The organism is Agaribacillus sp. DX54 (assembly GCF_056858335.1).
Window position 1 is genome coordinate 45,297 of the sequence record NZ_JBXEQE010000028.1, and the last position, 26,217, is coordinate 71,513.

Below are 26,217 nucleotides of genomic sequence, written 5' to 3' on the forward strand. Positions count from 1 at the left end.
TTATAATCCGATAGTAAGCCCCAGTGAATAAGTCGACATCAATGGATAAGCGGCTTCGTTACTCAACTCCGGATCTCCCATTTCATAACCGGTGAGTGTTAACAAATTTGTACCTAAAGCGAATATTCTTGCTCTTCTGAGACCAATTTTATTTGCTAACGTCGAAGGAATATCATACCCGATACTTAGGTTTCTCAACCGGACAAATCCTACACTCCATACATTTAAGGATGAAGATTGCACATAACTGTATGACTGAGGTGCCCCCCAATTATGTAAAGCAGGCATCGAACCGTCAGGATTATCCGCAGACCAATAATCCCTGTAGTAAGGAGATAGCCTTAACATACCCGGAGCGATATTCCTGCCATCTACCCAACCTGAGCTGAAACTTTTTTCATAACCGGCCATACCTGCAAACAACGATTCAAGAAAAAACCCTTTGTAATTCATATTAAGCGTTAGCCCAAATGCGATGGGTGCGGCATTGACCCCGAAATGATCGCTGAGCTCGACCCTGTCATAGACGTCTACTCTTCCGTCGGGAATACCTTCGGGGCCGCTCAAATCGGCAAATTTAGCGCTACCCAAGGCAGGAGGAGCTCCAAAATGTATAAATCCCTCAGGCAAAGCATCGATATCGGCTTGTGTTCTTAATATTTTTTCAAACTCATACCCGATGTATCTGGATAATGTTTTTCCATTCGGATCATCGATTTCCTGTGTATTGGCAGCTACATCCCTTAATTCGACTTCAGTCGTGTTATAAGTGAAATTGCCTTTCACAAGAAAGGTAAAGTCTTTACCAATGGAACCATTGTACCCCAGATCAATTTCTAATCCTTTCGAATTAACAACACCATAGTTTTCTGCAGGTAGCGGACCACCAAACCCAGCGGGGATTGCCAGAATCCGTCCGCCCAAAATATCGAATGTATGCCTATGCCATGCTTCAACTGTAAAATTTACACGGCCCCTGAACATTTCCATATCCAGGCCTATATTGTATGAATTTGATTTTTCCCACGTCAAATTCGGATTTGGGATGCCACCGTAGCTTACCCGTGGGGCCAAAGTACCATTAGTACCTATAAAATAATTACCGCCTACATTATATTGTTCAATCCATGCCCAGCCACCAATGGCATCGTTGCCCGTGCTGCCATACGAAAACCTGAGTTTAAGGAAATCGATGGTTTCAGCCAATTTCGAGTTATTATAAAAACCTTCATTTGAAATGAGCCAGGCTGCAGATACTGAGGGGAAATTCCCAAATCTTTGGTCAGGGGCGAATTTAATAGAACCATCGCGACGCAGGGAAGCCGTAATAAAATATTTTCCGGCGTAGTCGTATGAAGCCCTGAAAATATATGACAATCTCGCGTCTTCAGCTTCTGATCCTCCCGTACTCCAATCTTCACTGTCACCACTGGCCGCAAAGAACTGGTCTTTGGGGAACAACGGGAAATTATACCTGACAGCGGAAAAAGAAGCGGCAGAAAAATCGTATTGCTCATATACAGCATCGGCGCTGATATGATGGTCACCAAATGTGCGGTCATAAGAGATCTGCGCATTTAGTTGATATGAATTGGTTCTTGAAGATGCATTACTAATATATTCCCTGGCAGGATCACTACTTTGCAAAGATCCTGTGACCTCATCGGTAAAGATCAGGCCATTGGTACCTGTTCTTCTGAAAGTATAGACCGTGTGTTGTTTAGCAAAAGACTTTGTATAATTATTGTTGATGTTTCTACTAAAGAAGCTTTTTAATACAAGGCCTTCAACCATAGGTACTTTATACTCAATATTCAACAGTGCATCAATTTGCTGGTTGGTGTTTTCCGAATAGCCACTGTTTGTTAAAAGCTCGGGGAGATTCGCTACCCAGCCCGAATGGACAGGTTTTCCATCAATATAGGCAGGAACAAACGGATCCCAGTTTAACAAAGAGCCCAGTGATAGGAAACGTGTGTTGACGTCATCGAACGTAGCATTGTAACTGTCTCTCACACCATTATTTAAACTGAGATTTAAGCCAACCGATAAGTTGTCAGTAAGATTTGCATTTATTTTACCACGGATATTGTATTTGTCGAATCCTAAGGAGGAAACAAAACCACTTTCTTTATAGTAAGAACCGGAAAGTAAATAAGTCAACGCCTCCGAACCTCCGGTTATGTTCAAGGCATACCTGCTGGTGGCAGGATCTTCGTATACGGCATTAAATAAGTTACGCCCGTCCGGATTATTTTCCAATAACCACGCTTCTTCATCATCTCCAATACTATTGAATACATCCTGTTGAAGATCAATAGCTTCCTGCATACCCATATAGGCAGGAAATTCTGCAATACGTGATACGCCATGGACAGTATTAAAATTCACTGATAATTTGCCCGTTTTCCCCATTTTGGTTGTAACTAAGATGACCCCATTAGTAGCGCGGGCACCATAAATAGCTGCCGCTGCCGCATCTTTAAGAACAGAAATATTTTCTACTTCATTCGGGTCCAATGCGTCGAAACTTACTTTGTCCCTTACAACACCATCAATAACATAGACAACACTACCTGCGTTCCAAGAAGCTGTCCCCCTGACTACCAGGTCAGAAGACATGCCGGGCACACCGGAAGCCGCAGTAAACTGAGTGCCTGAAAGACGGCCTGCCAGTACATTTGACAGGTTTGAAGTAGGTATTTCGCTGAATTCTTCGGCGTCAACTGCCGAAACCGCCACTGTCGATGAAGCCTTTTTCGTTGTCCCATATCCGACTACCACAATTTCTTCTAATGATGCAACATCAGGAACCAAACTGACATTAATAATTGATTGCGTACCCACTGTAACCTCCTCCTTAATATAACCTATAGAACTAAATACCAACACAGATTCCACTCCTGGCACTTCCAGCGAATAGTTACCTTCCACATCAGTAACTGTGCCCTGGCCAGTTCCTTTCACGATGACATTTACTCCTGCTAAGCCTTCACTATTCTCATCAGTTACTTTACCGGTTACTGTTGTTACCTGAAGAATTTCAACATTGGGTGCCAATTGTTTTACATGGGTCTTTTTGATGTTTTTAACAGTTATGTTATTATTGAATTGTTGGAAAGCAAGATTTGACTGGTGCGAAATATCCATAAGCACCTCATATAATGAGATGCCCTCATAAACACCATTGATGATGATATTATCGTCAAGTTGACGTTTTGTATACACAAAAGTATAATCTGTTTCATTTTCAATTTCCTCCATAACAGAAATTATACTATTCGCTTTGAATTTCAGATTGATTTTAATCTCTTTGACACTAACAACTTTTTGAGCAATGGTTGCCTCAGCGGCAAAAAGGAGGCTACAAAAGATCAGTTGCGAAATCAAGCCAAAAGATGAATACAATAATATTTTCTTACATAGTAGAATTTTATTTTTCATAACTTTACTTTGTTTTGATGTAAACCTTACATTAAAAAATTCTCTTCTACATGAAATGTTATAGCTGCAAACTTTGTATTTCTATAGAGAGAAAGGCATGTTCAGCAATGCTCCTTGAGCATTGCTGTTTTTTTTGATTAAACCATTCTCATAGGCGCTTATTTAGTTTCGCTTTATTGATATTTAATAGACACGTTTTTTTCCTCAATACTGAATGTAAAACCTATTTGGTGACCTATGACCCTCAATGTATGTTCAAGAGTTTCATTTTTAAATTTGGCGGTCAAATCCCAGTTTTCGTTACCTTGATTTTGTATCGAAAACCGTACATTATACCACTCCTCTAATTTCCTCACTACATCAGCCTCATTGGCATTCTTAAACAGAATTATACCATCTTTCCAGGCAATGTCTTCTTCCTCCAAAATTGAGGTGGTAAGTGACGCTTTGTTTTTCTCATAGACGGCCTTTTTATTTTGTGTTAAAAGCACACTTTTTTCATTTCCCGCTTCGGAATTTTCGGATATGGATTCAACTTTAACCTTTCCGGATACCACGGCTACCTGGATGTTGTCAGATTCCTGATGTGCTTTAATATTAAAGGAAGTTCCCAGAACTGTTGTTATGATATTTCCGGATCGAATAATAAAGGGGTTAGATTCATCCCTGACCACTTCAAAAAATGCTTCTCCTTCCAACATCACCTCACGTTTGTTTCCGGAGAAATACAACGGAAACTTAAATTTCGAACTGGAATTTAATTTTACTATGGTCCCATCAGGCAGGTTAAATGTTGTTTTTCTGCCCTTCTCATTAATTTTTTCTACATATGCTACATCCAATGAGCGGTCATTTTGCTGTTGGGACGAATGATGATAAAGTGACCAGGATAGTCCTACAATCATTACTAAAACCGCAGCATAATTGATCACAGACTGTACTCTAACCCACTTGTGAAAAGACTTTCTATTAGAATGTATTATTCTATTTAATAAATTGTATTTTGAAATATCATCCAGTCTATCGCCGGGATCAGGCAATGATTGATCATTGATTACTTCTTCCCAAATTTCACTATGTAAACCATTCTTCAGAAAGTGGTTAACTTTTTGAAATTCATCTTTATTCAGGTTTCCTTCAATATATTTTTCCAAAAGTTTTTTTATTTCAGCTTTCCTCATGACTGTATTACTTCATTGTTTTGGTTTAAATCACTATTAATACAATTAACCAAATAGAGATATATACCGTACGATCAAAAAAATCTTCTTCACGGCAAAATCAATGATCCAAAAATCAATATTTTCTTTCCCGGCAGGACTTACGTAGTTGACCATATAGCTTCCATGCTATATTTTGGATGCTATAAAATCACTGAACTTTGGTGATTTTAAATGCATTGACAGCGGACAGGTAAATTATAAATGGACTATATGCTCCTGTAAATGGGTAGGATTAGGTTAACAGATTAGTAAGTTTCAATGCAGGTTAAAAAAATAAGCACAGATAATTCCAAGACATAGCCATTAGCTGCTAAATAGTTTTTCAATGCTTTCAGGGCCTTAACTAAATGTACGTTAACAGTACCTTTGCTAATACCCATTTTTTCTGCAATTTCATGGTGTGTTAATCCCTCAATCCTCGATAATTCATAGATTTTCCTCCGCTGTGGAGGCAAGATATCAATCGCACTATTGACAAGGTCGCTTAACTCTGAGTATAAGAATTCTTCTTCTACAAACCGTTGCTGACTATGATCCATATTACGCTTGATTTGGTAATAAATCTCACGTTGTTTTGATGCTCTCTTAATAACATTCAGCACATGGTTTTTAGCAATTGTAAATAAAAATGACTTAAAAGAATGCTCAGAAATCAATTTTTCTCTCAAACTCCATACTTTCACAAAAACTTCATGGCACACATCTGACGAAAGTTCAGGAGATTTGCATATACTTAAGACAAAGTTATATATTTGATCTATATACTTCAGGTAAAGCTTTTTAAAAGCTTCTTCATCACCATCGATAATCTGTTCAACTAATTTTGCTTCATCAAAAACAATTCTTGACATGATCCCTGGAAAAAAATTCTTCGAATTGTAAGTTATGAAAATATTAATAATTATGCCTATTGAATAATATGGGAAACAGAAAGAAGATTTATAAATGTCTGTCTTCCGGAAGACTAATTGATAAGGGAACACGTGCTGACACAAAAGGTCAATGTATCGTTTAGTTTGTGGATTGACCTACACTACCGGAGATACAGAGTTAAGAGTTGAAGGTGAATACGCCAATGAGGTAAAAGAACTAGCATCACACTTGCTAAAACCGATGAATGGTGAAAACAAATAAAGAAAGGGGCCACTTTTACATAATTATCCGGTTATTACGGCCATTGTTTCACTTTGGATTGAAAAAGAAATGAACCTGGATAGTGATGAATTGACGGAACTTTGTGAAAACCTCGTTATGAAACTTAAGATTTAAAATTTTTCTAACCAGCTCAATTACGTCGTGAGAAAGAAAAGTGTTGAGATGAAGACGCTATCGAAATGTTTTACTATGAATTGGTTAATATCAATCCTTTATATGAAAATCAATTCAAATTCAGTAATTTTGCAACCAATGGATGTGCATAAACAAATAAAGGCAATGTTTTTATTGATCATCATTAGCGTAATGATGCTTCATAATGCCGTACCGCATGTCCATCATCTGCATGAAGGCCATGAAGTGATTTCAGGTTCGACAGAACACCACCATCATGGTCATGAACACAGTCATCATCACCCGGTTGAAAACAAGTCTGGTGAACAGGGTGAAGATTTTTTATTTTCATTGCTACTAAAGATTCATGCACACGCTTTTCACACACATCAATTTGCTCACCTTGCAACGGATAATTCTCAATTATCTAAAGTAAAAATCCTGTCAATTGCAGGGGTCCGGGGAACTAAGCGATTAGTTCTTTGCCCGGTAAATCAAAGTTTGCATAGATTTTCCTTATTTCAAGAGCTATTCTGTAGCAATCCATTTCTTTTCACTCACTCTTTACGGGGTCCCCCTGTTTTAGGATAATCATTTTTTATCAGGTGCACCATCGCCACTTACTTGCGGATAATGCTCCGTAAGATTTTATCGATTCATCCTAAAATAAGTTGAAATGTACAAAATATTAGGATTGGTTTTCAGCACTTGCCTGCTGTTGATCGGGCTTAATGCTCAGACGACCGATGTAGCAAGGGTATTGCAGGAAATCGAACAAAACAATAAGGAACTGAAGGCTTTTACATCACTGATGGAAAGCAGGCAATTTGAACTGAAATCCGGAAACAATTTAGCCGATCCGCAGGTAGAGACTTTTTACCTGCCTTTCGGGGATCATAGCACCGGTGATTATTCTGAGTTTCAGGTGAGCCAGTCCTTTGAATTTCCTACGGTGTATAGGGCCCGGAGTAATCTGATTGAGGCACAGCATGGACAATTGGCACTCGAATATGCCACCAAACGTCAGGAAATATTGCTGAAGGCCCAAAAATACTGTCACGATCTGGTATTTCTTAATAAGCGGTTGCGTGTGGAGCAACTGCGAATGCAGCAGGCTAAAACAGTATTCGACCAGGCAGGGGAATTGTTTGAAAAAAAAGAGGTGGGCATTTTGGCGTTGAACAAGGCCAAAATAGCCTGGATGCAAGAACAGTTTAAAGTACAGCAGATTGAGAACGATAAGCGAAATTTGCTCTTTTTGCTGCAAACACTCAATGGCGGGGTAGCTATTGAATTTGCTCAGGCAGCGTACTTCAATGGTTTAAGTATGGCAACCAGGGATAGCATTTGGCAAGACAAGCTGGCCAGTGACCCTGCTCTGCAAGCACTAAGGCAACAGGAAAAAGTTGCCATGAAACAGCTCAGGTTATCCAAAAACAAATCCCTGCCTGATCTGACTGCCGGATATAATTATCAGGGTGTTGCGGGCTCCAATTTTTCCGGATTATATGCCGGTATTTCCATCCCCTTATGGCATAACCGGAACAAAGTGAAAGCTGCTCAAACAAATCTTGCGTATCGACAAACCTATGGCGGTGCCAGGACGATGGTTGCTTATGCCGGTTTTGAAAAGCAGTATAATAATTATCAAATCCTGCTGGACAAATTTCAGGAATACCAGGCTACACTCGGCGGCATGAACAGTGATGCTTTGTTGCTCCGGGCATATGAACTCGGTGAAATCTCATACATGGAGTACTACCTTGAATTGCAGTTTTACCGGCAGGCTTATGATTCCATGCTCGAAATGGAAAAACAACTCAATCAACTAAAAGCGGAAATCTTAAAACATCGATTGTAAACATTTAAAGAAAAGAAACTATGAAAATCTTAAATATCCTTATCGCATTAACGATGCTATTCACAGTGGCATGTTCGAACAAAAAATCAGCGCGTGATCATGGACATGAACACGGGACTGAGGAACATGATCATGTTCATGATGAGGGTGCCGAAGGTCACGGGCACGATCACGATGAAAGTGACCACCATGAACAGGAAGAATTTACTGTTTCAGGTGATTCCACGAAGATAGATGCTGACGCCACGCACACCCATGAGGATGGTAGTACACACCACAATCACTAAATTAAAAGCAGATGCGATGTTTAATCATACTAATCGCTTTGGCTGTAGCTTCCTGTCAATCAACCGGAGAGCATGGTCATGAGCATAATACGAATGGAGGGCATTCTCATGCGGAAGATGGAATACCTGTTGTAGACACTACCATCTGGACAGAAAAGACAGAATTGTTTGTGGAGTTTTCCGCGTTGACTGTAGGACAAACAAGCCGTTTTGCCGCTCATTTTACAGTTTTGGATGGACACCGGCCTGTGCCGGAAGGAACAGTCACCGTAAGCCTGATTAAAGGTGATAAAGGAATCCGGCACACGGTGGAAGCTGTGGTCTCTCCCGGAATATTCACACCATCGTTACAACCTAAAGAGGCTGGTGTTTATCAATTGGTATTTGACATTAAAACACCTTCATTTACTGATAGGATCGAGATCAAAGATGTTCTGGTGTTTGCTTCACCGGAAGAGGCTGAAAAAACCCTTGGAACCGATGAAGAAGATGGCCATGCGATTAGCTTTTTGAAAGAGCAGGCATGGAAGATTGAATTTCAAACCGCGCGTGTAGTTGAGAAGGAGGTTTTCGAGATTATTCCTACATCGGGGATTTGGAAAGTGGCCCCGTCGGATTACCAAACGCTTGTAGCAACCGCCAATGGTAGTGTTTCATTTAAGAAAGGAAATCTGACCGAAGGCAGCAAAGTCAAAAAAGGACAAGTACTCCTGGCCATAAGTAGCACAGGGTTAACATCCAATAACTTAAGCGCTGAAATTCAAAAAGCCAAAGCTGAATTTGACCGGGCCAAATCAGAATACGAGCGAAAGAAGGAGTTGTATCAATCTAAGATTGTTTCAAAAGCAGCGTTTGAAAGGATAGAGCAGAAATACAGGATAGCCAAAACCAGCTATGAAACTTTAAACACCGGATATTCAGCAGGCGAAAAGCAGGTGGTTGTGCCATTTGATGGGTATATAAAATCTATCTCGGTTGCAAATGGTGGTTTTGTAGCGGAGGGAGCTGCCCTTGTGACCATCACAAGTCATCGATCCAGTCTGTTGGAAACACTGGTAAGCCCGGCCTATGCCGCTCAATTAGGCAGTATCCGGGACATTTGGTATCAGCCTGAATCAGGGGTTTGGTCGAGCCTGAATAAGTACGGTGGTTCCATTCTTTCAGTCGGAAAAGAGGTGGAAGCCCATAAGCCGCTTCTATCTGTATTTGCCCATGTGAATGAAGCCGTTGAAATGCCCGAAGGAAGTTTTACCGAAGTACAGCTTGCCATGGGAAATCCGTCGAAAGCACCGGTGATACCTGTGTCAGCGTTGTTGGAAGCTTATGGAAGCTACGCTGTTATTGTTCAGCTTTCCGGTGAAAGTTTCGAAAGAAGAAATGTAATCCTTGGCAAACGAAACGGAAGCGAAGTTGAAGTTCGGCAAGGTTTGGCTGCGGGAGAAGTAGTCGTTACCAAAGGGGCTTATCAGGTGAAAATGGCTTCTATGTCAGGTCAGGTCCCTGCTCATGGTCATGCCCATTAAACGGTTCGTATTATGTTGAATAAGATTTTGTCTATATCGCTGCAAAACCGGTTGATGGTGCTTGTGGGGGCTGTTTTGCTGAGTCTGACCGGATTGTACATTGCCAGAAATATGAATGTAGATGTATTCCCTGATCTCACGGCGCCAACAGTGACCATATTGACAGAAGCCCATGGCATGGAATCGGAGGAAGTGGAAAAACTGGTGACTTATCAGTTGGAAACTGCTATGAATGGTTCACCCAATGTGCGAAGAATACGTTCCTCATCAGCGGCAGGAATTTCTATCGTTTGGGTGGAATTTGAATGGGGAACGGATATTTACAGGGCACGACAGATTGTAAGCGAACGCATCCCGATGGTACGTGAAAACCTGCCCACCGGGGTGGGGACGCCCACTTTGGCTCCTATTTCTTCCATTATGGGGGAGGTAATGTTACTAGGCGTGACGTCTGACAGTTTGTCACCCATGGAACTCAGGACATGGTCTGACTGGACCATTCGCCCAAGAATCAAATCCATCAGCGGCATAGCCAATGTGATTGTAATTGGCGGTGATTATAAGCAATACCAGGTATTTGCCCATCCTGAAAAGCTGAAATACTACAATGTCAGTTTAGGTGAATTGCTCAAAAAGGTTCGGGAAAGCAACGCCAATGCTCCCGGTGGTTTTCTCAATGAATACGGTAATCAATACATCATCAAAGGAAGTGGACGTGCTTACTCGATAGAGCACCTGGAAGAAGCCGTATTAAAGCAGGTCAATGGACAAACTATCAAGATTAAAGATGTTGCTTCTGTCCGGGTCGGTGCGGCTGACAAAATTGGTGATGGTTCGCTGAATGGCTCATCAGCGGTAATATTGACCATTTCCAAGCAGCCGGATGTGAACACCCTGGAACTGACCGGGCGTTTGGATGCGGCCATTGCGGATTTAAACAATACGCTTCCTGAAAGTGTGGAAATCAAAAGCCATATTTTCCGTCAGGCCAACTTCATTGAAGCTGCTGTCAGGAATCTAAATGAGACCTTGCTGGAAGGCGCTTTCTTTGTAGTCATCGTGTTGTTCATCTTCCTGATGAATTGGCGCACCACAGCTATTTCTCTCTTGGCCATCCCAATTTCTTTATTGGTTTCGGTCATTGTGCTGATGCTGTTGGATTATACCATCAACACCATGAGTTTGGGCGGTATGGCTATTGCCATTGGGGCATTGGTAGATGATGCCATTATCGATGTTGAAAACGTATTTAAGCGCTTGCGGGAAAATATTCGCAAACCCCGGGAAGAGCGATTGCCTGTTTTGACAGTTGTAAAAGACGCTTCAATTGAAATCAGGAGTTCGATTATCATTGCCACGCTGATCATCATTGTATCTTTTGTTCCGCTGTTTTTCCTGAGCGGTATGGAAGGTCGTTTACTTCAACCTTTAGGTATTGCTTTCATTACCTCTGTGTTGACTTCCCTGATTGTGGCAATTACAGTTACCCCTGTATTGTGTTCTTATTGGCTGAAAAGTGAAAAAGTGTTGTCTAAACAGGCAAAGGGTACCTGGGTGGAACGATGGCTGCAAAAACGATATGGTTATGTGCTGGAACGGGCCTTGCGAGTGCCTAAATCCATTATTGGTTTAACGATCGCTACTTTTATAGCCAGTCTGGTTTTGCTTACCCAATTAGGAAGGAGCTTCTTGCCTGAGTTTAATGAAGGTTCTTTAGTCATTAGCGCAGTGGGTGTGCCGGGTATGTCACTGGAAGAAAGCAACAAGCACGGCCAATTGATTGAAAAGCTGTTGCTGGAAATGCCTGAAGTAGGCGTGGTGAGCCGAAGAACGGGACGTGCCGAACTGGATGAACATGCCCAGGGTGTTAATGCCGCAGAAATTGATGTGCCTTTTACCCTCAATGGCAAAACGAAAGAGGAATTTTTCAAGGAAGTGAGAGCCAAACTAAGTATTGTTCCGGGAGTGAATATTACTTTGGGCCAACCCATTGCACACCGGATCGACCACATGCTTTCAGGCACGCGGGCCAATATCGCCATTAAGATCTTTGGAGATGATTTGCAACGTTTGTTTGAGATTGGCAAAAGTATAGAAACCAATATCAAATCCATTGACGGTATTGCTGATGTAGCCGTTGATCAACAAATAGAAGTACCGCAATTACGCATTACTCCCAGGCGGCAAATGCTGGCAGCTTATGGGATAACAGTAGGCGATTTGATGAGACAGGTGGATATAGCTTTTGCAGGTGAAAAGGCTGGCGAGATCTATGAAGGGCAGCAATATTTTGACCTGATCGTGCGTTTTCGCCAGGCTTCACGTAACCATATGGAAAATATCGAAACGGCCTTGATTAGTCTGCCCGATAATGGTCAGATTCCACTGGAACAGTTAGCAACTGTGGCGTCAGTAAGTAGCCCCAATACCATCAGTCGTGAAAATGTGCAACGTAAAATTGTGGTAGCGGCCAATGTGCAGGGGCGTGATTTACGAAGTGTGGTGAATGAAATACAGGAATCTGTTGCTACCGGCATTACAATCCCCGAAGGTTACCGTGTAGCGTATGGTGGCCAGTTTGAAAGTGAAGCCAAGGCTTCTCAATTACTCCTGATCACTGCGATAGTAGCTATTCTGGTTATTTTTCTGTTGCTGTATTTTGAGTTCAAGGATGTGAAACTTTCTTTCGTCGTGCTTATAAATCTTCCCTTGGCCCTCATAGGTGGCATTTTGATTGTGTATTTCACATCGGGTATTATCAGCATAGCGGTGACTATTGGCTTCATCAGTTTGTTTGGTATTGCCACCCGAAACGGGATTTTGTTGGTGTCTCGCTATGAAGATTTAAAGAAAGAAGGTTTGCAAGGTTTTGAATTACTCAAAACGGGAGCCTCAGACAGGTTAAACCCGATACTTATGACAGCTTTCACAACCGGACTTGCCCTGATACCTTTAGCTTTAAAAGGTGGTGAGCCGGGCAATGAAATTCAAAGCCCGATGGCAGTGGTCATTTTGGGTGGGTTGCTTTCTGCAACGTTACTGAATTTGATTGTTATACCATGTGTGTATCGATTGATTTCAAATGGCAAAGACTAAAATTTATTTATTGCAGGGGCCGGGTCAATCTTCATTACCTATTCGGGCTGAACTTTACTTCTATGTTATCTTGTTTGAAATCTCACCTTTTTATTTTATAAATCATTAATAACACGGCAAAGAACACTAAAGCAATTCCCCCTGCAATGCCAAAATTATCGAAAGCAAAGCTTTGACCCAGCCACCCTGCCAAGGGATAAGACAATGCCCACCACAAGTGTGACCAGGCAAAATGGGCACCGTAGACTTTGCCCTGGTCACACTTGTGGTGGGCATTTTACTTTCTAAACTGTTGCTTCCCACATTTTTTTAGCCATTATAACCAAAGTGATGCTTTTATTTTTTGATTGCTTTCAAAATTCTATCTTCTTGAATTAATACATCTCTCATAAGTAAAACATGTGGGAAACCCTTACGTTTTGACTTCTTAAACCCTTTAAGGATATTAATAAGAGATGATGCTGTGATAAGAGACAAATTCAATTCCGTTTCCAGTTCAGTGTCACTTACAAAGTCATCAGAGAATTCCGGTGCAACAAGTAGTGACTTAACGATTTTGAATTGATGAGATTCTGCCAGGTTGGCATATGCTTTTAATTGGCGAGATACTGAACTAAATTTATTATAGCCGCTTTCCTTGACGGTTTTGCACTCTACTAATATTAAGTCATTATTACCAAGATTAAGAAGAATATCAATTTTATCCTTTTTGGTATTGAGTTTTTTGCGAAGATTCTCATCCACATTGAAGCCTAGTTTGCCGAAAATGGATTTGGTCATATTTTCAAACTTTATTCCCAATTCACCTTCTTTTAATCTTATGTCATTTTCTTTGAGAGCCGTAAGATTCCTAAAGCCAATGTTCTCATAGTTTTCAAGGTAAAGGTTTTCACTGTCCTTATAGGCATCCAAGATGTTAGCTATAAGATTGCCCCTTGTTTTAATTTCTCTTTTCTTACAGAAGTTTTCAAGGTCATTGGTTGAGATAATTTCGAGGACATCTCTTGGTTTTATGTTATAGTCGAGTAGTAAAGCACCGCTGAGAACATATTCCGGTTGCAGCTCGAATTCGTCTTTGATTTGTACGTTCAATTTCGAAAGTGTCCCGGACATATCTAAAAGTAATTTCTCATAGCCGTCAATCGAGATTCCTACTTTCTCGTCTTTTTCCACATCTTCAAAATATTTAATGAGGTTGCCAATTTTGTCTTCAAGTGCAGCACCTTTAAGTGCCGGAGAAATGCCAAGTCCTTTGTCACAAAGGTCATTAATGGCTTTCTTTTTATCGGTAACTTTAATACCTTCTTTGAAAAGGTCATTGCTCAAAACACTCGAAAATGAAATACCTTCATTGATAATTTCTTTGATTTTTTGCTCATAAGCTTGTCGCCAATCAATGTTGTGTTTTTTGCATATAAGATTGATTTGTGGCTCCCGAAATAATCGAAGCACTCTTCTGAAGAATTTGTCAGCAACTTCTTTACCTCTTACTTGTCTCAGAACCCTAACGACTTCATCTGCAATATAAATGGTGTTGTGCTTCTTGGAGTAGAAAAGGACGCCAACATTTTTCAGTTCATTAATAACACTGTCGATAGGCTGTTTTTCAATAGGTACTATAATGTAATTGATCAGCTTAATTTCTTCTTGAGAAAGCTCAAGTTGACTGGATAGTCTCAATAAAATCGATAATTCGTCTGGAGTGATTTTTCTGTCAAATTGTTTTTCGTCATCATTTAAATATGCTGTTTGCAGGCACTCTTTATAAATTTTGTAATCTCTTTTTCTCTGTTCTTCCACACCCGATTTATCGCTCTCAAATGACTTTTCCAGGGCTTTCACTTTTTTTTCAATCTTTTTGAGTTCCGCATCATAAAGGCGGGAGAACCAGTCTTGTTTCATTATACAATTGCCGTCCCTGATGATGATATCAGTTAAAATATCAAGTTGAGATGTGGTGTTAACAAATTCCTTTCTTACATATTCAGCAAATTCATCCTGTATCAGATTAAATACTTTGGCAACGTTAATGCTGTCAACATTTTTAAGGTCTGGGTTGGTTTCGGCATCAAGTATTTTGTCTACTTTCCTGACATTCTTTGGGTTTTTCCTGATGTCGTCAATAATATTCAAAAAGCTGTTCTTTTCGAATGAGTTTAGTTTGTCAAGAATTAATTCAAGTTTCATGTTAGTCTATTTTTGTGTTGATGGGAATAGTTGTGGTGTAACCTGTATTCTAAGACTGATGCAATTAAACGAGTACAATTTTTTTCATCAACTGAGAGAAATTGACAATTGAAAGTGGACAGTTGACAATTATTTTATAGTCAATCCTCTTGTCCCCAAATCAAACATCATAACAATCTGTTACCTGCAACCTGAAACTCGTAACCCGTCCAAATATTGGACTTATACATTTCTTTTTTAAGAATTAATTGAAGCTTATAAGATCAGAGTCTTTACCTTTGTACATTGTCCAGTAAGTGTATTCATCAGCTTCTTTGTACCATCTGTATCTGGCTTGTTTAAAGCGAAACAATGTCAAAACCTCGTCAATTTGTTCTTGAAAATCTTTTTTGTTCTTGTTTGCAGCAAATATTCCTCCTGTGAAGTTAATGTATCTGTTACCTGTTCCACTAGCATAGACATCAATATCATTTTCCCACATTTTTTGGTTTGCAACTTTTGCGTATTCGTCTCTTAGTTTTGGAAATTCTCTTAATTGTAACCTTATTACCTTGACCCTTAATCGTTTAGCAAGTGACTGAATTTCGAGATCGTCTGAATTTTCACCTTTTGTTATGATATCTGCCCAAGTTCCAAAAAGAATGAGTTCCATTTGTAAGGATTCAATGGTACCACGATATCCTGAAAAATTCACGCCATTATCTATAGCAGCTAATTCTCTTTCAAGCTGTTCCTTTTGTTTTAGCCTTCCTTCTTCGACTGCTCTTTTGGCTTCAGCTTCTTTTGCAAGTTGCCTTTCTTCTTCACTTATTCTATTTAAACTATCGGCTCTATGCAGTAGTTCTTGAGCTTCCGGAAAAAATGGGTTTTCTTCGTCTATTTTTTCTAAACTTGAAATAGCATTTTCGTAATTTTCTTCTTCAATAGCAGTTAGAGCTCTTTCGATTCTAGACTTTGCTTTGTCTTCATCATTTTCTGTAGCAATTCCTAACATACCCACCAGAAAAGCCGCAAGTATCCAATATCCAAAAACCTTAAGTCGAGTTGGTTTATTTGACCATCTAAGTACCAGTGCAGGTTTTACAAGCCCTACGATAAATACGATGAAGAGTCCGAGGTATAAAAATCCTAAAATTGCTGTCATAGAATTCAACTTTGGTTATTTCTCAAGTGTGTGCTTTTTTCTCGCTTAAAAAGTGTTGCCATTCCAAGAGGTGTCAATGATTTTTAGCCGTTGTTTTATATCATTAATTGTCCCAAATATTTGCAGTGCGAGCATTGTACGGTATTACCTTGCATTTGAATTTTCCCTTAATCTCATTGATGTATTCTAAGTTTTCGTCCGAGTAAACCCCTACATAAACACTCCAGAGTTTATTAGGTATTTTTTTCCCCATTTTAGCAGCAATGTTTATTCCATCTATGATATGACTATCATATTCCCCGAAATTGAAGCCAAAAGTCACTAAAGAACCCTGAATGTCACATAGCTGCTCATAACAGTAAGTTAAATACTTGTTATGCATAATGTGAGTTAATTTCTCTTTGCCGTTGCCTGCCGTTACAAAAATTGGATATTCTTTTTTGTCAATTCTATCTTTTACATTTTGAAGAATGTAGTGCTCTGTGTCGTATTCAACTTTGATAATATTAATTCCGGTATCGAATATTGGTAACGTTCCGTGAAGATGAAATACGTTTTGTTTTCTTTTATATTTCCCCCACCTTAATTCAGAATACTTTAAATCTTCTGGTTCAACGTATGATCCATTATTTATATCAGTCTCCAAGTCTCTGCCAAATCCATCTATAGCATTTTGAGCACCATTTCTCATTAGGACCCAATAAAGTAAAAGGTCATAATTAGTTGAAAAAACCAGCCCATCATTTGATAGATACTCTTGTATAAACCTGATACAAGATTTGCTTTTTTCTTCCGGAATTTCAAATACGTGTTCGGGATGTAATTCTTTAACCGCTTCAATTAAACTATTCTTAAGTTGTTCACTAACTGCTTTAATTTTAGGAACTAAAGCTTTCTCCTTACTAAATAGATCAGCGATTTCACAGAAATTGTCAAGTTGCTGCATTATTAGCTCAAAATTCTTTGTATTTAATCTTTCAAATAAATTTCGAACCATTGGGTCTCCACTCTCCTCAATAAACTTGCTCAAAGCATTGTATGAGAAAATGTTATTATCATAGGCCATACTAAAACCATTACCAAATAATAAGTGCTTTTTTCTATTCTTCTTTTTCAAAGAAGTAATGACTTTTTCGTAGGTAATCAATTTGTCTATTTCCATTCCATTCACTTTAATGGAATACAATAACTGTATTTATTTCTCTTATTACATTTATAAGCCCTATATTCAATCAATTTCTCAAATAAGGTTCCTCCCAGGTTTTCACTTTAAATTTTCTCACCGGCCTCTTCCCCCAATTTTCTCTCACTGTAACTGCTGAAATTCTAATATGGACATCAATACCCTCCATGAGATTATCATTGAGCAAGCATATGTAAAACGTGCCGGTCTTTTGGCTTTCCATTCTTTTGTAGGATAAAGGGCCGTTGCCCTTTTCAAACTGATAAAATGATTGGTCTAGCATAAATAATTGGGCGTTGTCATAGTCGGTAGCCAACCAATATTGAACATTATCGGCTTTATCAGGAACACCAAGTTCCGCAAGACCACTTAATGCTACGCTTGCTAACACCAGAGAACCGGTCGGATCACCAGAAGCCAGGCCCCTTGCCAGTTGAGCTCCAGCTTGCAATTGTCCTTTTCTTTTAATGGTCTTTTCCTCAGCTTCTTGAAATACCGCTTCTGCATCCTCACCAACTCCGATATAATAAGACCAGGAAACCGTTTGCTCAGGCAAAGTTACTTGCACTATTGATTTATTAGGCCTACCATTAGTAGCCGTTTGTGAATGTACCCTTTCTATTTTGTGACCTAATACATCCACGATAGCAGTGTCTTTCGATACTAAATAATCCTCTTGTACGGTATAATAGGTGGTATCTCGTTTTTCTTTCCAATAGACTGTGGTATTAAATTTTTGATTTGGGTCAACAGGGATACGTGCTAATTTGTATTGACATATTCTGCCGCCTATCGCTGAATTTTTTAAGCACAGCTTGTAAATCCCCGTGTTTTGAATTTGAATGGATTTATCTTTAATCGAATTACTTTTGTACGCAAAAAACTTAGATGCCCCGGGCAGTTCAATAATTTCAATTTCTTTGAGCGCTTTCCCTTTTACCTCCTTAAAATTAAATACCAGTTTATCTCCCTCTGAAAGACCAAAATATAGTACTTCCTCTGAGACACCGCCTACCTTTAACGTACCTTCTGAAATGCTGATAGCTTCCTGGCCGGACAGAAAATGAATGATAAATAAGAAAGTGACTATAAAAGATAACCTCATCATTGTTTATCTATCATGACATTCCGGAATACACTGAATACATCCATCAACGCTTGAATAGTATGCCCTTGCCTTGCGTAAAGCGCTATCGCAATTATTATGAAGATCAAGGTATGTTTTATTGTCAGGCATTACAGGACATCCTTCTTTATAAACTTTATGATCATTATTTGGGTTAGTATCCGTGTGGTTGTTTACCCAGTATTTACCCATGATTAGTAAAATTGATTATACTTTGGCAAGTTTGCTTTTAATGATGAGACAGGCTAATTAGATTTCCGAACGAAAAGATTTGGTTTCCGAATAAGCATGAAAGGTCAATAAGTAATTGATTTAGAAAATCACTCAAAACCAGATCTTAAACTAAATTTTCCCTACGACCTGATTCACTTTCCGAATCACTGATGCTGCCAACACTTACCATTGGCATTTTTAGTCATCCGTTTGCAACGGTTTCCGGTGGACTTGGTCTTGGCTGTGCATTGAACAGCCTTCACAACCTTTTTAGGTGTAGGTGAGACAATGATTTTGGTACTATCACTAACCGCTTTTCCGCTGGTTGTCTTCGTAGTTGGCTTACAAACCTTGCAAGCTTCGTACCCCCTTTCTTTTGCTTTGGAGAGAGTTAATGGATATTTGCTATATTTTAGATAGTGGCATGTTTCTTTGTGATATTTGTTCCCTTTTTTAGTAACATAAACGGTTTGGGCCTCCGTCTGAATTTGGGTACAGGATATCAGCAGGAATAATAGGAGACAATGTTTTACTAAATTTTGCATATTAGGGTCAGGGAGACTTAAGAGATATTTATACGTTCAACCGGACTATTCCTGTCATTTTTTTTGATGCATTTAATCTCTATTCTTTTCATGATTTTACTTTTTAGAAAAGTAATTAATTGACCAGACCTATAGAATTTTTGTTTCCCAAGCTAATTAAAGGCTTTCCTAAAGGGACGTTTTATCATTCCAAACCCACAAAAATCCAGTCACCATGCTGTTTTTTAAAATGGTAGGTCTCTGCAGGTAAGAATCCCTGAAAAGTGGTTTGCCGACGTTTTATCCAATTTGGATGCTTAGCATAGGTCAGGTCAACGGAGAGATACCGAATATGATTTTGATAGCTGATTTCCACGACATAAGTACTATCATCTTCTTTTTCTTTATCCAGTATCTGGTAATTTACAGGCTGTGTGTTGATGAAGACATACTTCACATTCATAGCAGGTAGGCCAGGCTTAAAATCAATCACGTAAATATTTGGGTATTTGAAGCCATAATGGTTGGTGGGTGTAAGCAAATCAATTTCTTTACCCAGTGCAGGTTCTACGTTTTTTTTGAATTTATACGCATGGTAACCTGTATTAAAATAATAGTCATTTCTATACTGTGCCTTCAAATTATTATAGCGATCATAATATGCACTAATTTGATTAATGGTAGCAGCATCCCCTTCCTGTTCTTTCATTTCTGATGCGTGACTCGTATTGATCTTTTCCTGGAAAGTATTGACACGGTCTTCAATTGTAGCGGTAATGAGTTTATCAGAAGGCAAATCCCTAATCATGAAATACCAGACACCTATTGCTAACAGAAGGACTAAGATCCCACTTAAAATAGCCGTTAGTCCAATGCTTTTGTTATCCGCAGTAGCAGTCAATTGCTTACTGCTGTTTTTTTGATTAATGGCATTTACTATTTCTTTGGAAACAAAATCAGGTCCGTGGTGAGATTCTATCGCCCATCGATCCGCAAGAAAGGCGTCGAATGATTTTACCTCTTCCATAGTGACGTTATGCCACACTGGAATGATAAAGGAGTCGCTCCTGCCCCAAAGTGCATGGAATTCCTTTTGTGGCCAACCTTTGGTAAAATAATAAGGACTTAAAATTGTAACCCCATACCTCGATTTGTTAAGGCCTTTTTTTATAATTTCTTCTATGCTACTTCCTACTCTTAACTCTTGCCCCGAATACCACACTTTCACATTAGCATTCTCCAGATGGCTAACCAATTCTGTTACGAACATCTTATCCTCTACCGCATAGGAGATGAAAACATCGTATTCGTAATTATCAGCCATAGATTATTTTTAGTGTATTAATTTAGCCTGTCAGCCGCAACTCGCCAAAACTAATTTCCCATAACCAACTATCCTTTTCCCAAAGGTCATTTTATCAGGTTCAGTTTATTCAGAACCATTTCCCGGTTCTTAGGACTCATTTGCACGGAATGGCCCTCCCCCATTTTTAAGATATTGCCTTCAACTCCTGTAATGTTATCAATATTGACAATGTAACTGCGATGGATTTTTATAAAATCCGGATTGTCAAACTGATCAAAAACCTTTCGCATATTATTGGAAAGTGTGTATTTCTTGTTTTTAGTAACAATGTTGCAATAGGCTCTATCAGCCTCCAGATAAAGGATTTCCTTGTAAAAAATCATTTTTGATTCCTTGTTATCGATTCTGATAAATACCTTGTCCGAAAGTTTTGAGGCAGAAGGCTTTTTAGCCTTCGATACATTTAAAAATGCCAATTCAAGTGAACGAAGCACATCCCCTGGTTTAAATGGTTTTGAAAGATAAGTGGCGGGAAAGGTACTCTTAGCCCTTTTAAAGGTGGTCTGATCCGTATAATCAGACAAATAAATAATAGGTATTTCTGTTTTCTCAGCTATTTTTCTCGCCGTTTCGATTCCATCCAGTTCTCCCGCTAAATGAATATCCATCAGTATAAGATCAGGTGCATCATCATCGATTTTTCTCAAAACGGCTTCACCTGTATCCAAAACATCAATTACATCAAACCGGTGCTCTTCAAGTGTAAATTTCAAATCCTGAGCAACTAATAATTCATCTTCTACAATAAGTACTCTGATCTTATCCATTTTACTCAATTTAATTTCATTAGCAAATTAAACGTAACTCCGGTGTTTGTATCCCATTTTACTTTAGCCCTTAATTGTCTGCTTAATGTCTCAATAATATTAAGCCCCATAGCGTTGCTTGAGACTTCTTCACGGTTAAACCCTTTTCCATTGTCCTTAATCTCTATCCTCAAATCATCATCAACCCGTTCTATTCGAATGCACAGTTTCGGATTTAACACTTTTGAAAAAGTATATTTAAAGGAATTACTTACAAGTTCGTTGACAATGAGTCCTAAAGAGATCACTTTGTCAAGGTCAATGTTAAAGTCACCAATCTCAACAATAATGTTATCATTATTCAACTCGTAACCAAAACTCTCAGCTAATTGACCAAGCAGATCATAAAAATATTCTCTGCCATCTATATGACCCACTTCAGTTTTTCTATAAAGCTTTTGATGAATAATTGCCATTGCATTGACTCTATTTTCACCACTCTTAACCGCTTCTAATACACCACTGTCAGTAATGGCCCGAGACTGGAGGCTGAAAATGCTCGAAAGTAATTGGAGATTATTTTTAACGCGATGATGCAATTCTTGCATTAAAGTTTCCACTTTTCTTTTGTTTCGTTTTTCAGATTTGAACCGGCTGAATAACATAAGTCCAATGACTATGACCAGCATCACGCCAATCATAAGGATAGTTATCCAAAGTCTGTTTAATTGAATTTCTGTATCTTGAAGATCCTTTTGAGCCTCCAGTACCGCTATGAATTGCTCCTTTTTTTCCGTTTTATATTTTGTTTGCATCTCTATAAGGCTTTCAACTTTTTCCTGATTCAGCAAGCTGTCTTTTACCTCCATAAGTTGCTTTGAAATCTTCAGGGCTTCTTTCATATTGCCCAGCACCTCTTGCGTTTCAATGCGAAGCGCAAGATTATCAGCCATTTCTTCAAGTAAACCTTCTTCTTCAATCATAAAATAGGCCGAATCAAGAAACCATGATGCCCTTCGGTACTGGCCCATAGCATTATGTACTTTTCCTAAATTATTTAGCGTTATCGCCTGCCCTACCAGGTCTTTGTTATTTCCTCTTATTGAAAAAGCTTTCTCAAACTGCGCTTTTGCCTCCGGTAATTGCCCCAGATTGAATAATACCAGGCCAATGTTATTTAAGGTACTGGCAATATGGGAAGGACGCTGTTCTTTTTGTTTAATAATCAAAGATTTACGCAAATAGAACAATGCACTATCATAGCTGCCTTGTCTTCGGTATATTATTCCTAAGTTATTTAAGGAGGAAGCTATTTCTTTTCTTGAGTCTAAGCTTCGTCTAATTACCAATGCTTTTTTGTGATAAGCAATGGCCTCTTCAAAATCACCTTGCCGGGAATAAATATTGGCAATGGCATTGTAGCATGATCCTAGCGTTGAGGTTCCTTTTTTACCTTCCAAAATTCTTACGGCAAGTAATAAATATTCCAGTGCGGCTGTATAAGCGCCTATCTCTTTATAGGCGATTCCCAGATTAAGTTGCGTGGAAGCCTTACTTAACGTATCGTGTTGGCCTTCGTAGAATGGTAAAGCTTTTTTGTAATAATCAATGCAGCTATCAATATAGCCCCTGTGATAATAAAAATTTCCCAGATTGTTGTACATCGCCGCTACGCCGGCGTGGTGATTCTTTTTCTTATATCCCAGCAAGGCTTTATGATAATAATGGGAAGCACTATCGAAATCGCCATTTTTCTTGTATGCATGAGCAATATAATAAAATAATAGTTCGTGATTGTGTGGGTCTGTCTCGAGTGAATCTTTAAGCAACTTAATGGTACTGTCCGAACTCTGTGCATAGACGGCTAAATTTATTAATAGCAAAAGGGGGAGCCAGCGCATCAATAGAAAGTCTAACGTTATTTTAAATTAAAATTTAAATAAGAAAAAACCACTTAAATAAAGTGGTTTTTTTACTTCTCTCAGTCCGCTTTTACTTAGATACCAAGTGAATCAATCTCGACAGTATTTGCACCTGGTGGTGGCGGTGGTGGCGGCGGAATTTCCACCGGATCCTCGTCTTCATCGTCTCCACCTCCACTCCGGTATATCTCTTCCTCATCGCATGAAAATGCGAACGCTCCGAAAATTAAAGTCAGTATTGAAATATATTTTACACTTTTCATGTTATTTAACTTTTTAGGTTTGACATGGGCTGGGGCAAGGCTGAAAAGGCAAGAGGATTCCTGTGCCGGAAACCAAAAGGATTCCAAATAACCAGGCATCGACATGTTACAATTATTCAGTCGCGCTCAACCAGTTCGTGTGAGAGGAGTCTTACTTTCCGGACGACTTCCACCGACTCTCACATTTGAGCTTTAGCTGTCCAATCAGTAAAGACTTTCAAGTGAAGTATCTTCGCGAACAATACTCCGGTGTGAATGATCAATCAACAATACAAATTTGGGAAGGGTCATTTGATTTGTTGTACCCATGGAATACTTGTAATTGCAGAAAGATTACCTTTAATTACACAAGATTTACTTCTAACCATTATGCCTGTTAATTATAGAAAAAGTGATATAAAACATTTATTGGAACATTTGTCCCATAAAACAAATGAGTCACTAGATCACCATGGGTTTGGACGAATAAGTGAGCTGGTGGGTGGCTCCATCAGTCAGAAATACCTTTATGATAACCTGTATGGAAGAGTTAAATCAGGATCCGGTGATGATGAAATAAGGCTCTCACCTAACAAAATGGATGAGTTGGCCCAGTTCTTGGCATATCAAAATTTCAACACCTTCCTGGATCATATTAAAATGCCCTTGGATCCGATACTTAAATCATTAGAAGGATCCTATTATTCCTATGTTAGAAAGAGAAGTAAAGAAGGAACTTTGCTTCGATCACCCGTAAGGGTGGTGGAAAAGGAAAATCAGGTTATTTTAACCTTGAAAGGTCCAAATTGGGAGTATGTGGGAGGGTTGAGGTTGGTTGATGGCTGTCTCTTTTGTACCATGAAATCCGAAAAGTCCAAAAAATCCTTTCATCATGTTTACAAAGTGGGTAAAAGTGAATTTCCTAAAGTATTAATGGGGTTGTTTACAGGCGTTTCCTCAGCAAATGATCCAATTGCCGGAAGATGTGTTTTGATAAGGCAGAAGGAACCATTTGATCGCCTTCAAAATCAACAATTGTCAATTGATGAAATGGTTGATTCTCAAAATCGAACATATAAAAATTTAGCCAGATACTTCAAGACCTATGAGGACAATATTTTGCGAATCAATACACCAGGTGGTTTTGATTTAGATGATTTAATTCCATAATCAATTCAAATCCAACATCGTGGCACGAAGAAAACAGATTATAGTAAAACTGCGAGAAATGAATAACCGAATACAAAAAAGAAATCAGTATCTTTTGGAGTTTAGCAGCATAAATGCTCATTCAGAGATTGGATGGTGGTGATTTTTTTTAAAACCAACCCTGATCTTTTATAAAGTGAAGAGAATCTCGCTAGCGGTCCGTTTTTAATAGAGGTCAATTAGTTTAGTGTCCTACATTTGATTTTCAGTCTCTGTAATTAAATCTTTTAATCCATGCGTTTTTGGATCGATCTCCCTGGCTTTGTGAAAAAATTCCATAGCGCGTGCCAATTCTCCTTTTTCCTTATGGTATATTCCTAAATTTTTATAAGCGTAGGAATTTTTATCATCTAATTGCATCGATTTTTTTATGTCATCCAAGCCATCCTTTTCATTCCCTGTTTTAATCTTTGATAATCCGCGATTGTTATAGGCATAAGCAAATTTCGGATTGAGCTCAATAGCTTCATCAAAATCTTTTATGGCATGCTCATACTGTCCCATCAAATTAAGCGTATATCCGCGATTATTTAATGAATAAAAATTCTTTGGATTGATTTTCAATGATGTATCATAAAGTGCTAAGGCCTTCGAATGTTCTTCCGAATAAGAATAAGCTAATGCATAGATACAATAATCATTATCTGTAAGTGTAGCCATGGTTTGAAGTTGATTAAATAATTCACGGGCTTTTTCATAATTTTCATCTTTCATGTACATGTTTATGCCCACCCGGAGAAGATTTATGTCTTTCTTTTCTGAATACATATCTTCAAAACATTTAATCCCCTCTTTAATTTTGTTATTTGAATAATACTCGGTTAGCGTAATTATTTCTTTATAAACCCCCTTGTAGCTTTTTAGAAGTTTTAATGTCTGACCATCGTTGTAGGTTATGGACCCATCATGTAAAACGATAGGATTTTCGTCAGGTCTGGTGTTTTGTAAAAAATCTAAAACAGATGAAAAAAACAGGAATATTGCCATAATCTTGATTGCACTATGGGGATGGGGATCGATCAGAAGAAACAGGCAGATAAAAGTTGTAATCAGTGATGCCAAAGGTCCGGCTCAAGTAATCAGGTAATGGCGTAACAGCGTTGTTTGCGTTGGGTTTGAAACACATAAACCATAATTCCATAATAATGGGTTGTACTTGAAATGAACTTTTAATCTGCCAATACGGAAATGGATGCCTTTTTTGGGATCACCGTATGATCCTATATAAATGGAGATATTGCCTCTTAAAAGGATTAACCCGGCCAGTGCATGACCCATTTCATGAATAGCTACAGTAATAACCCTGGTGAAGGCTAAAAGTAAAATAAGGGTTATTAAAATTATTGGGAAATAGTCCATATTTATGGCATATACATTTACATACATATTCGCACTGTATTGTAACCCTAAATCTGACAGATTTTTATGTTTTTGAAATTATAGACAACATAGGTGCGTATTTCCGCAGTCTAATGGCCCAGTTTTTATCGAGGGTTTAATGATGCTTATTTAAGCTTTATTTCTTAACACAACTATTAGGCATTGAATGTATTTATCATATAATGGACACAATTCATCGAGCTTTTTTGCGCTTGGAGACCAGAACATCCGTTAGGAAGAATGCCAATGCAAATAGGCCAATTTTAACTAAC

Annotated in this window: 18 protein-coding genes; 6 read left to right on the forward strand and 12 right to left on the reverse strand. The window is 38.8% G+C overall.

Annotated elements, in window-relative coordinates; all coding sequences use genetic code 11:
- From AC04NP_RS23285 to AC04NP_RS23295, 3 genes are all read right to left on the reverse strand, one after another.
- Complete coding sequence (locus AC04NP_RS23285; protein ID WP_482862375.1) at window positions 1-3,444, reverse strand: SusC/RagA family TonB-linked outer membrane protein; 3,444 nt, start codon at window positions 3,442-3,444, stop codon at window positions 1-3.
- Window positions 3,445-3,617: 173 nt separating this feature from the next.
- Window positions 3,618-4,625: a FecR family protein gene (locus AC04NP_RS23290; RefSeq protein WP_482862376.1), complete on the reverse strand. Its 1,008-nt coding sequence runs from the start codon at window positions 4,623-4,625 to the stop codon at window positions 3,618-3,620.
- A 287-nt stretch (window positions 4,626-4,912) separates the two neighbouring features.
- A complete protein-coding gene (locus tag AC04NP_RS23295; protein WP_482862377.1) occupies window positions 4,913-5,518 on the reverse strand; it encodes an RNA polymerase sigma factor in 606 nt (201 codons plus the stop codon).
- Window positions 5,519-6,038: 520 nt separating this feature from the next.
- Here AC04NP_RS23295 and AC04NP_RS23300 point away from each other — a divergent pair.
- The 5 genes from AC04NP_RS23300 to AC04NP_RS23320 all read left to right on the forward strand — a co-directional run bounded on the left by AC04NP_RS23300 (window position 6,039) and on the right by AC04NP_RS23320 (window position 12,703).
- Complete coding sequence (locus AC04NP_RS23300; protein ID WP_482862378.1) at window positions 6,039-6,527, forward strand: hypothetical protein; 489 nt, start codon at window positions 6,039-6,041, stop codon at window positions 6,525-6,527.
- A gap of 85 nt (window positions 6,528-6,612) precedes the next feature.
- Window positions 6,613-7,797 (forward strand): TolC family protein, encoded by a 1,185-nt coding sequence (locus tag AC04NP_RS23305; protein ID WP_482862379.1) that lies wholly within the window; start codon window positions 6,613-6,615, stop codon window positions 7,795-7,797.
- Between the two features lie 53 nt (window positions 7,798-7,850).
- Entirely contained in the window at window positions 7,851-8,084 is a 234-nt protein-coding gene (locus tag AC04NP_RS23310; protein WP_482862381.1) for a hypothetical protein, read from the forward strand.
- An 11-nt stretch (window positions 8,085-8,095) separates the two neighbouring features.
- Window positions 8,096-9,607, forward strand: a complete 1,512-nt coding sequence (locus AC04NP_RS23315; protein ID WP_482862382.1) for an efflux RND transporter periplasmic adaptor subunit — start codon at window positions 8,096-8,098, stop codon at window positions 9,605-9,607.
- Window positions 9,608-9,619: 12 nt separating this feature from the next.
- Window positions 9,620-12,703 (forward strand): efflux RND transporter permease subunit, encoded by a 3,084-nt coding sequence (locus AC04NP_RS23320; protein WP_482862383.1) that lies wholly within the window; start codon window positions 9,620-9,622, stop codon window positions 12,701-12,703.
- Between the two features lie 336 nt (window positions 12,704-13,039).
- Here AC04NP_RS23320 and AC04NP_RS23325 read toward each other — a convergent pair whose 3' ends face one another.
- The 8 genes from AC04NP_RS23325 to AC04NP_RS23360 form a co-directional block, all read right to left on the reverse strand.
- The gene (locus tag AC04NP_RS23325) at window positions 13,040-14,890 is read right to left on the reverse strand and encodes a hypothetical protein (protein WP_482862384.1); all 1,851 of its coding nucleotides are present in this window, start codon (window positions 14,888-14,890) and stop codon (window positions 13,040-13,042) included.
- 244 nt (window positions 14,891-15,134) lie between these two features.
- Entirely contained in the window at window positions 15,135-16,034 is a 900-nt protein-coding gene (locus AC04NP_RS23330; protein WP_482862385.1) for a hypothetical protein, read from the reverse strand.
- A 103-nt stretch (window positions 16,035-16,137) separates the two neighbouring features.
- Window positions 16,138-17,196: a DUF4917 family protein gene (locus AC04NP_RS23335; RefSeq protein WP_482862386.1), complete on the reverse strand. Its 1,059-nt coding sequence runs from the start codon at window positions 17,194-17,196 to the stop codon at window positions 16,138-16,140.
- A gap of 70 nt (window positions 17,197-17,266) precedes the next feature.
- Window positions 17,267-18,325, reverse strand: coding sequence for a hypothetical protein (locus AC04NP_RS23340; protein WP_482862387.1), 1,059 nt, complete (start codon window positions 18,323-18,325; stop codon window positions 17,267-17,269).
- Window positions 18,326-19,285: 960 nt separating this feature from the next.
- Window positions 19,286-20,404 carry a toll/interleukin-1 receptor domain-containing protein gene (locus AC04NP_RS23345; protein WP_482862388.1) on the reverse strand — a complete coding sequence of 373 codons (1,119 nt, stop codon included), beginning with the start codon at window positions 20,402-20,404 and terminating at the stop codon, window positions 19,286-19,288.
- Between the two features lie 86 nt (window positions 20,405-20,490).
- Entirely contained in the window at window positions 20,491-21,213 is a 723-nt protein-coding gene (locus AC04NP_RS23350; protein ID WP_482862389.1) for a response regulator, read from the reverse strand.
- Between the two features lie 5 nt (window positions 21,214-21,218).
- On the reverse strand, window positions 21,219-23,093 hold the full coding sequence (locus tag AC04NP_RS23355) for a tetratricopeptide repeat protein (protein ID WP_482862391.1): 1,875 nt from the start codon (window positions 23,091-23,093) through the stop codon (window positions 21,219-21,221).
- Between the two features lie 95 nt (window positions 23,094-23,188).
- Window positions 23,189-23,476, reverse strand: a complete 288-nt coding sequence (locus tag AC04NP_RS23360) for a hypothetical protein (protein ID WP_482862392.1) — start codon at window positions 23,474-23,476, stop codon at window positions 23,189-23,191.
- A 318-nt stretch (window positions 23,477-23,794) separates the two neighbouring features.
- Here AC04NP_RS23360 and AC04NP_RS23365 point away from each other — a divergent pair, with 318 nt between their 5' ends.
- The gene (locus AC04NP_RS23365; RefSeq protein WP_482862394.1) at window positions 23,795-24,526 is read left to right on the forward strand and encodes a hypothetical protein; all 732 of its coding nucleotides are present in this window, start codon (window positions 23,795-23,797) and stop codon (window positions 24,524-24,526) included.
- Window positions 24,527-24,757: 231 nt separating this feature from the next.
- On the opposite strand, the gene AC04NP_RS23370 is transcribed toward AC04NP_RS23365, so the two are convergent.
- A complete protein-coding gene (locus AC04NP_RS23370; RefSeq protein ID WP_482862395.1) occupies window positions 24,758-25,552 on the reverse strand; it encodes a tetratricopeptide repeat protein in 795 nt (264 codons plus the stop codon).
- Between the last annotated feature and the right edge of the window lie 665 nt (window positions 25,553-26,217).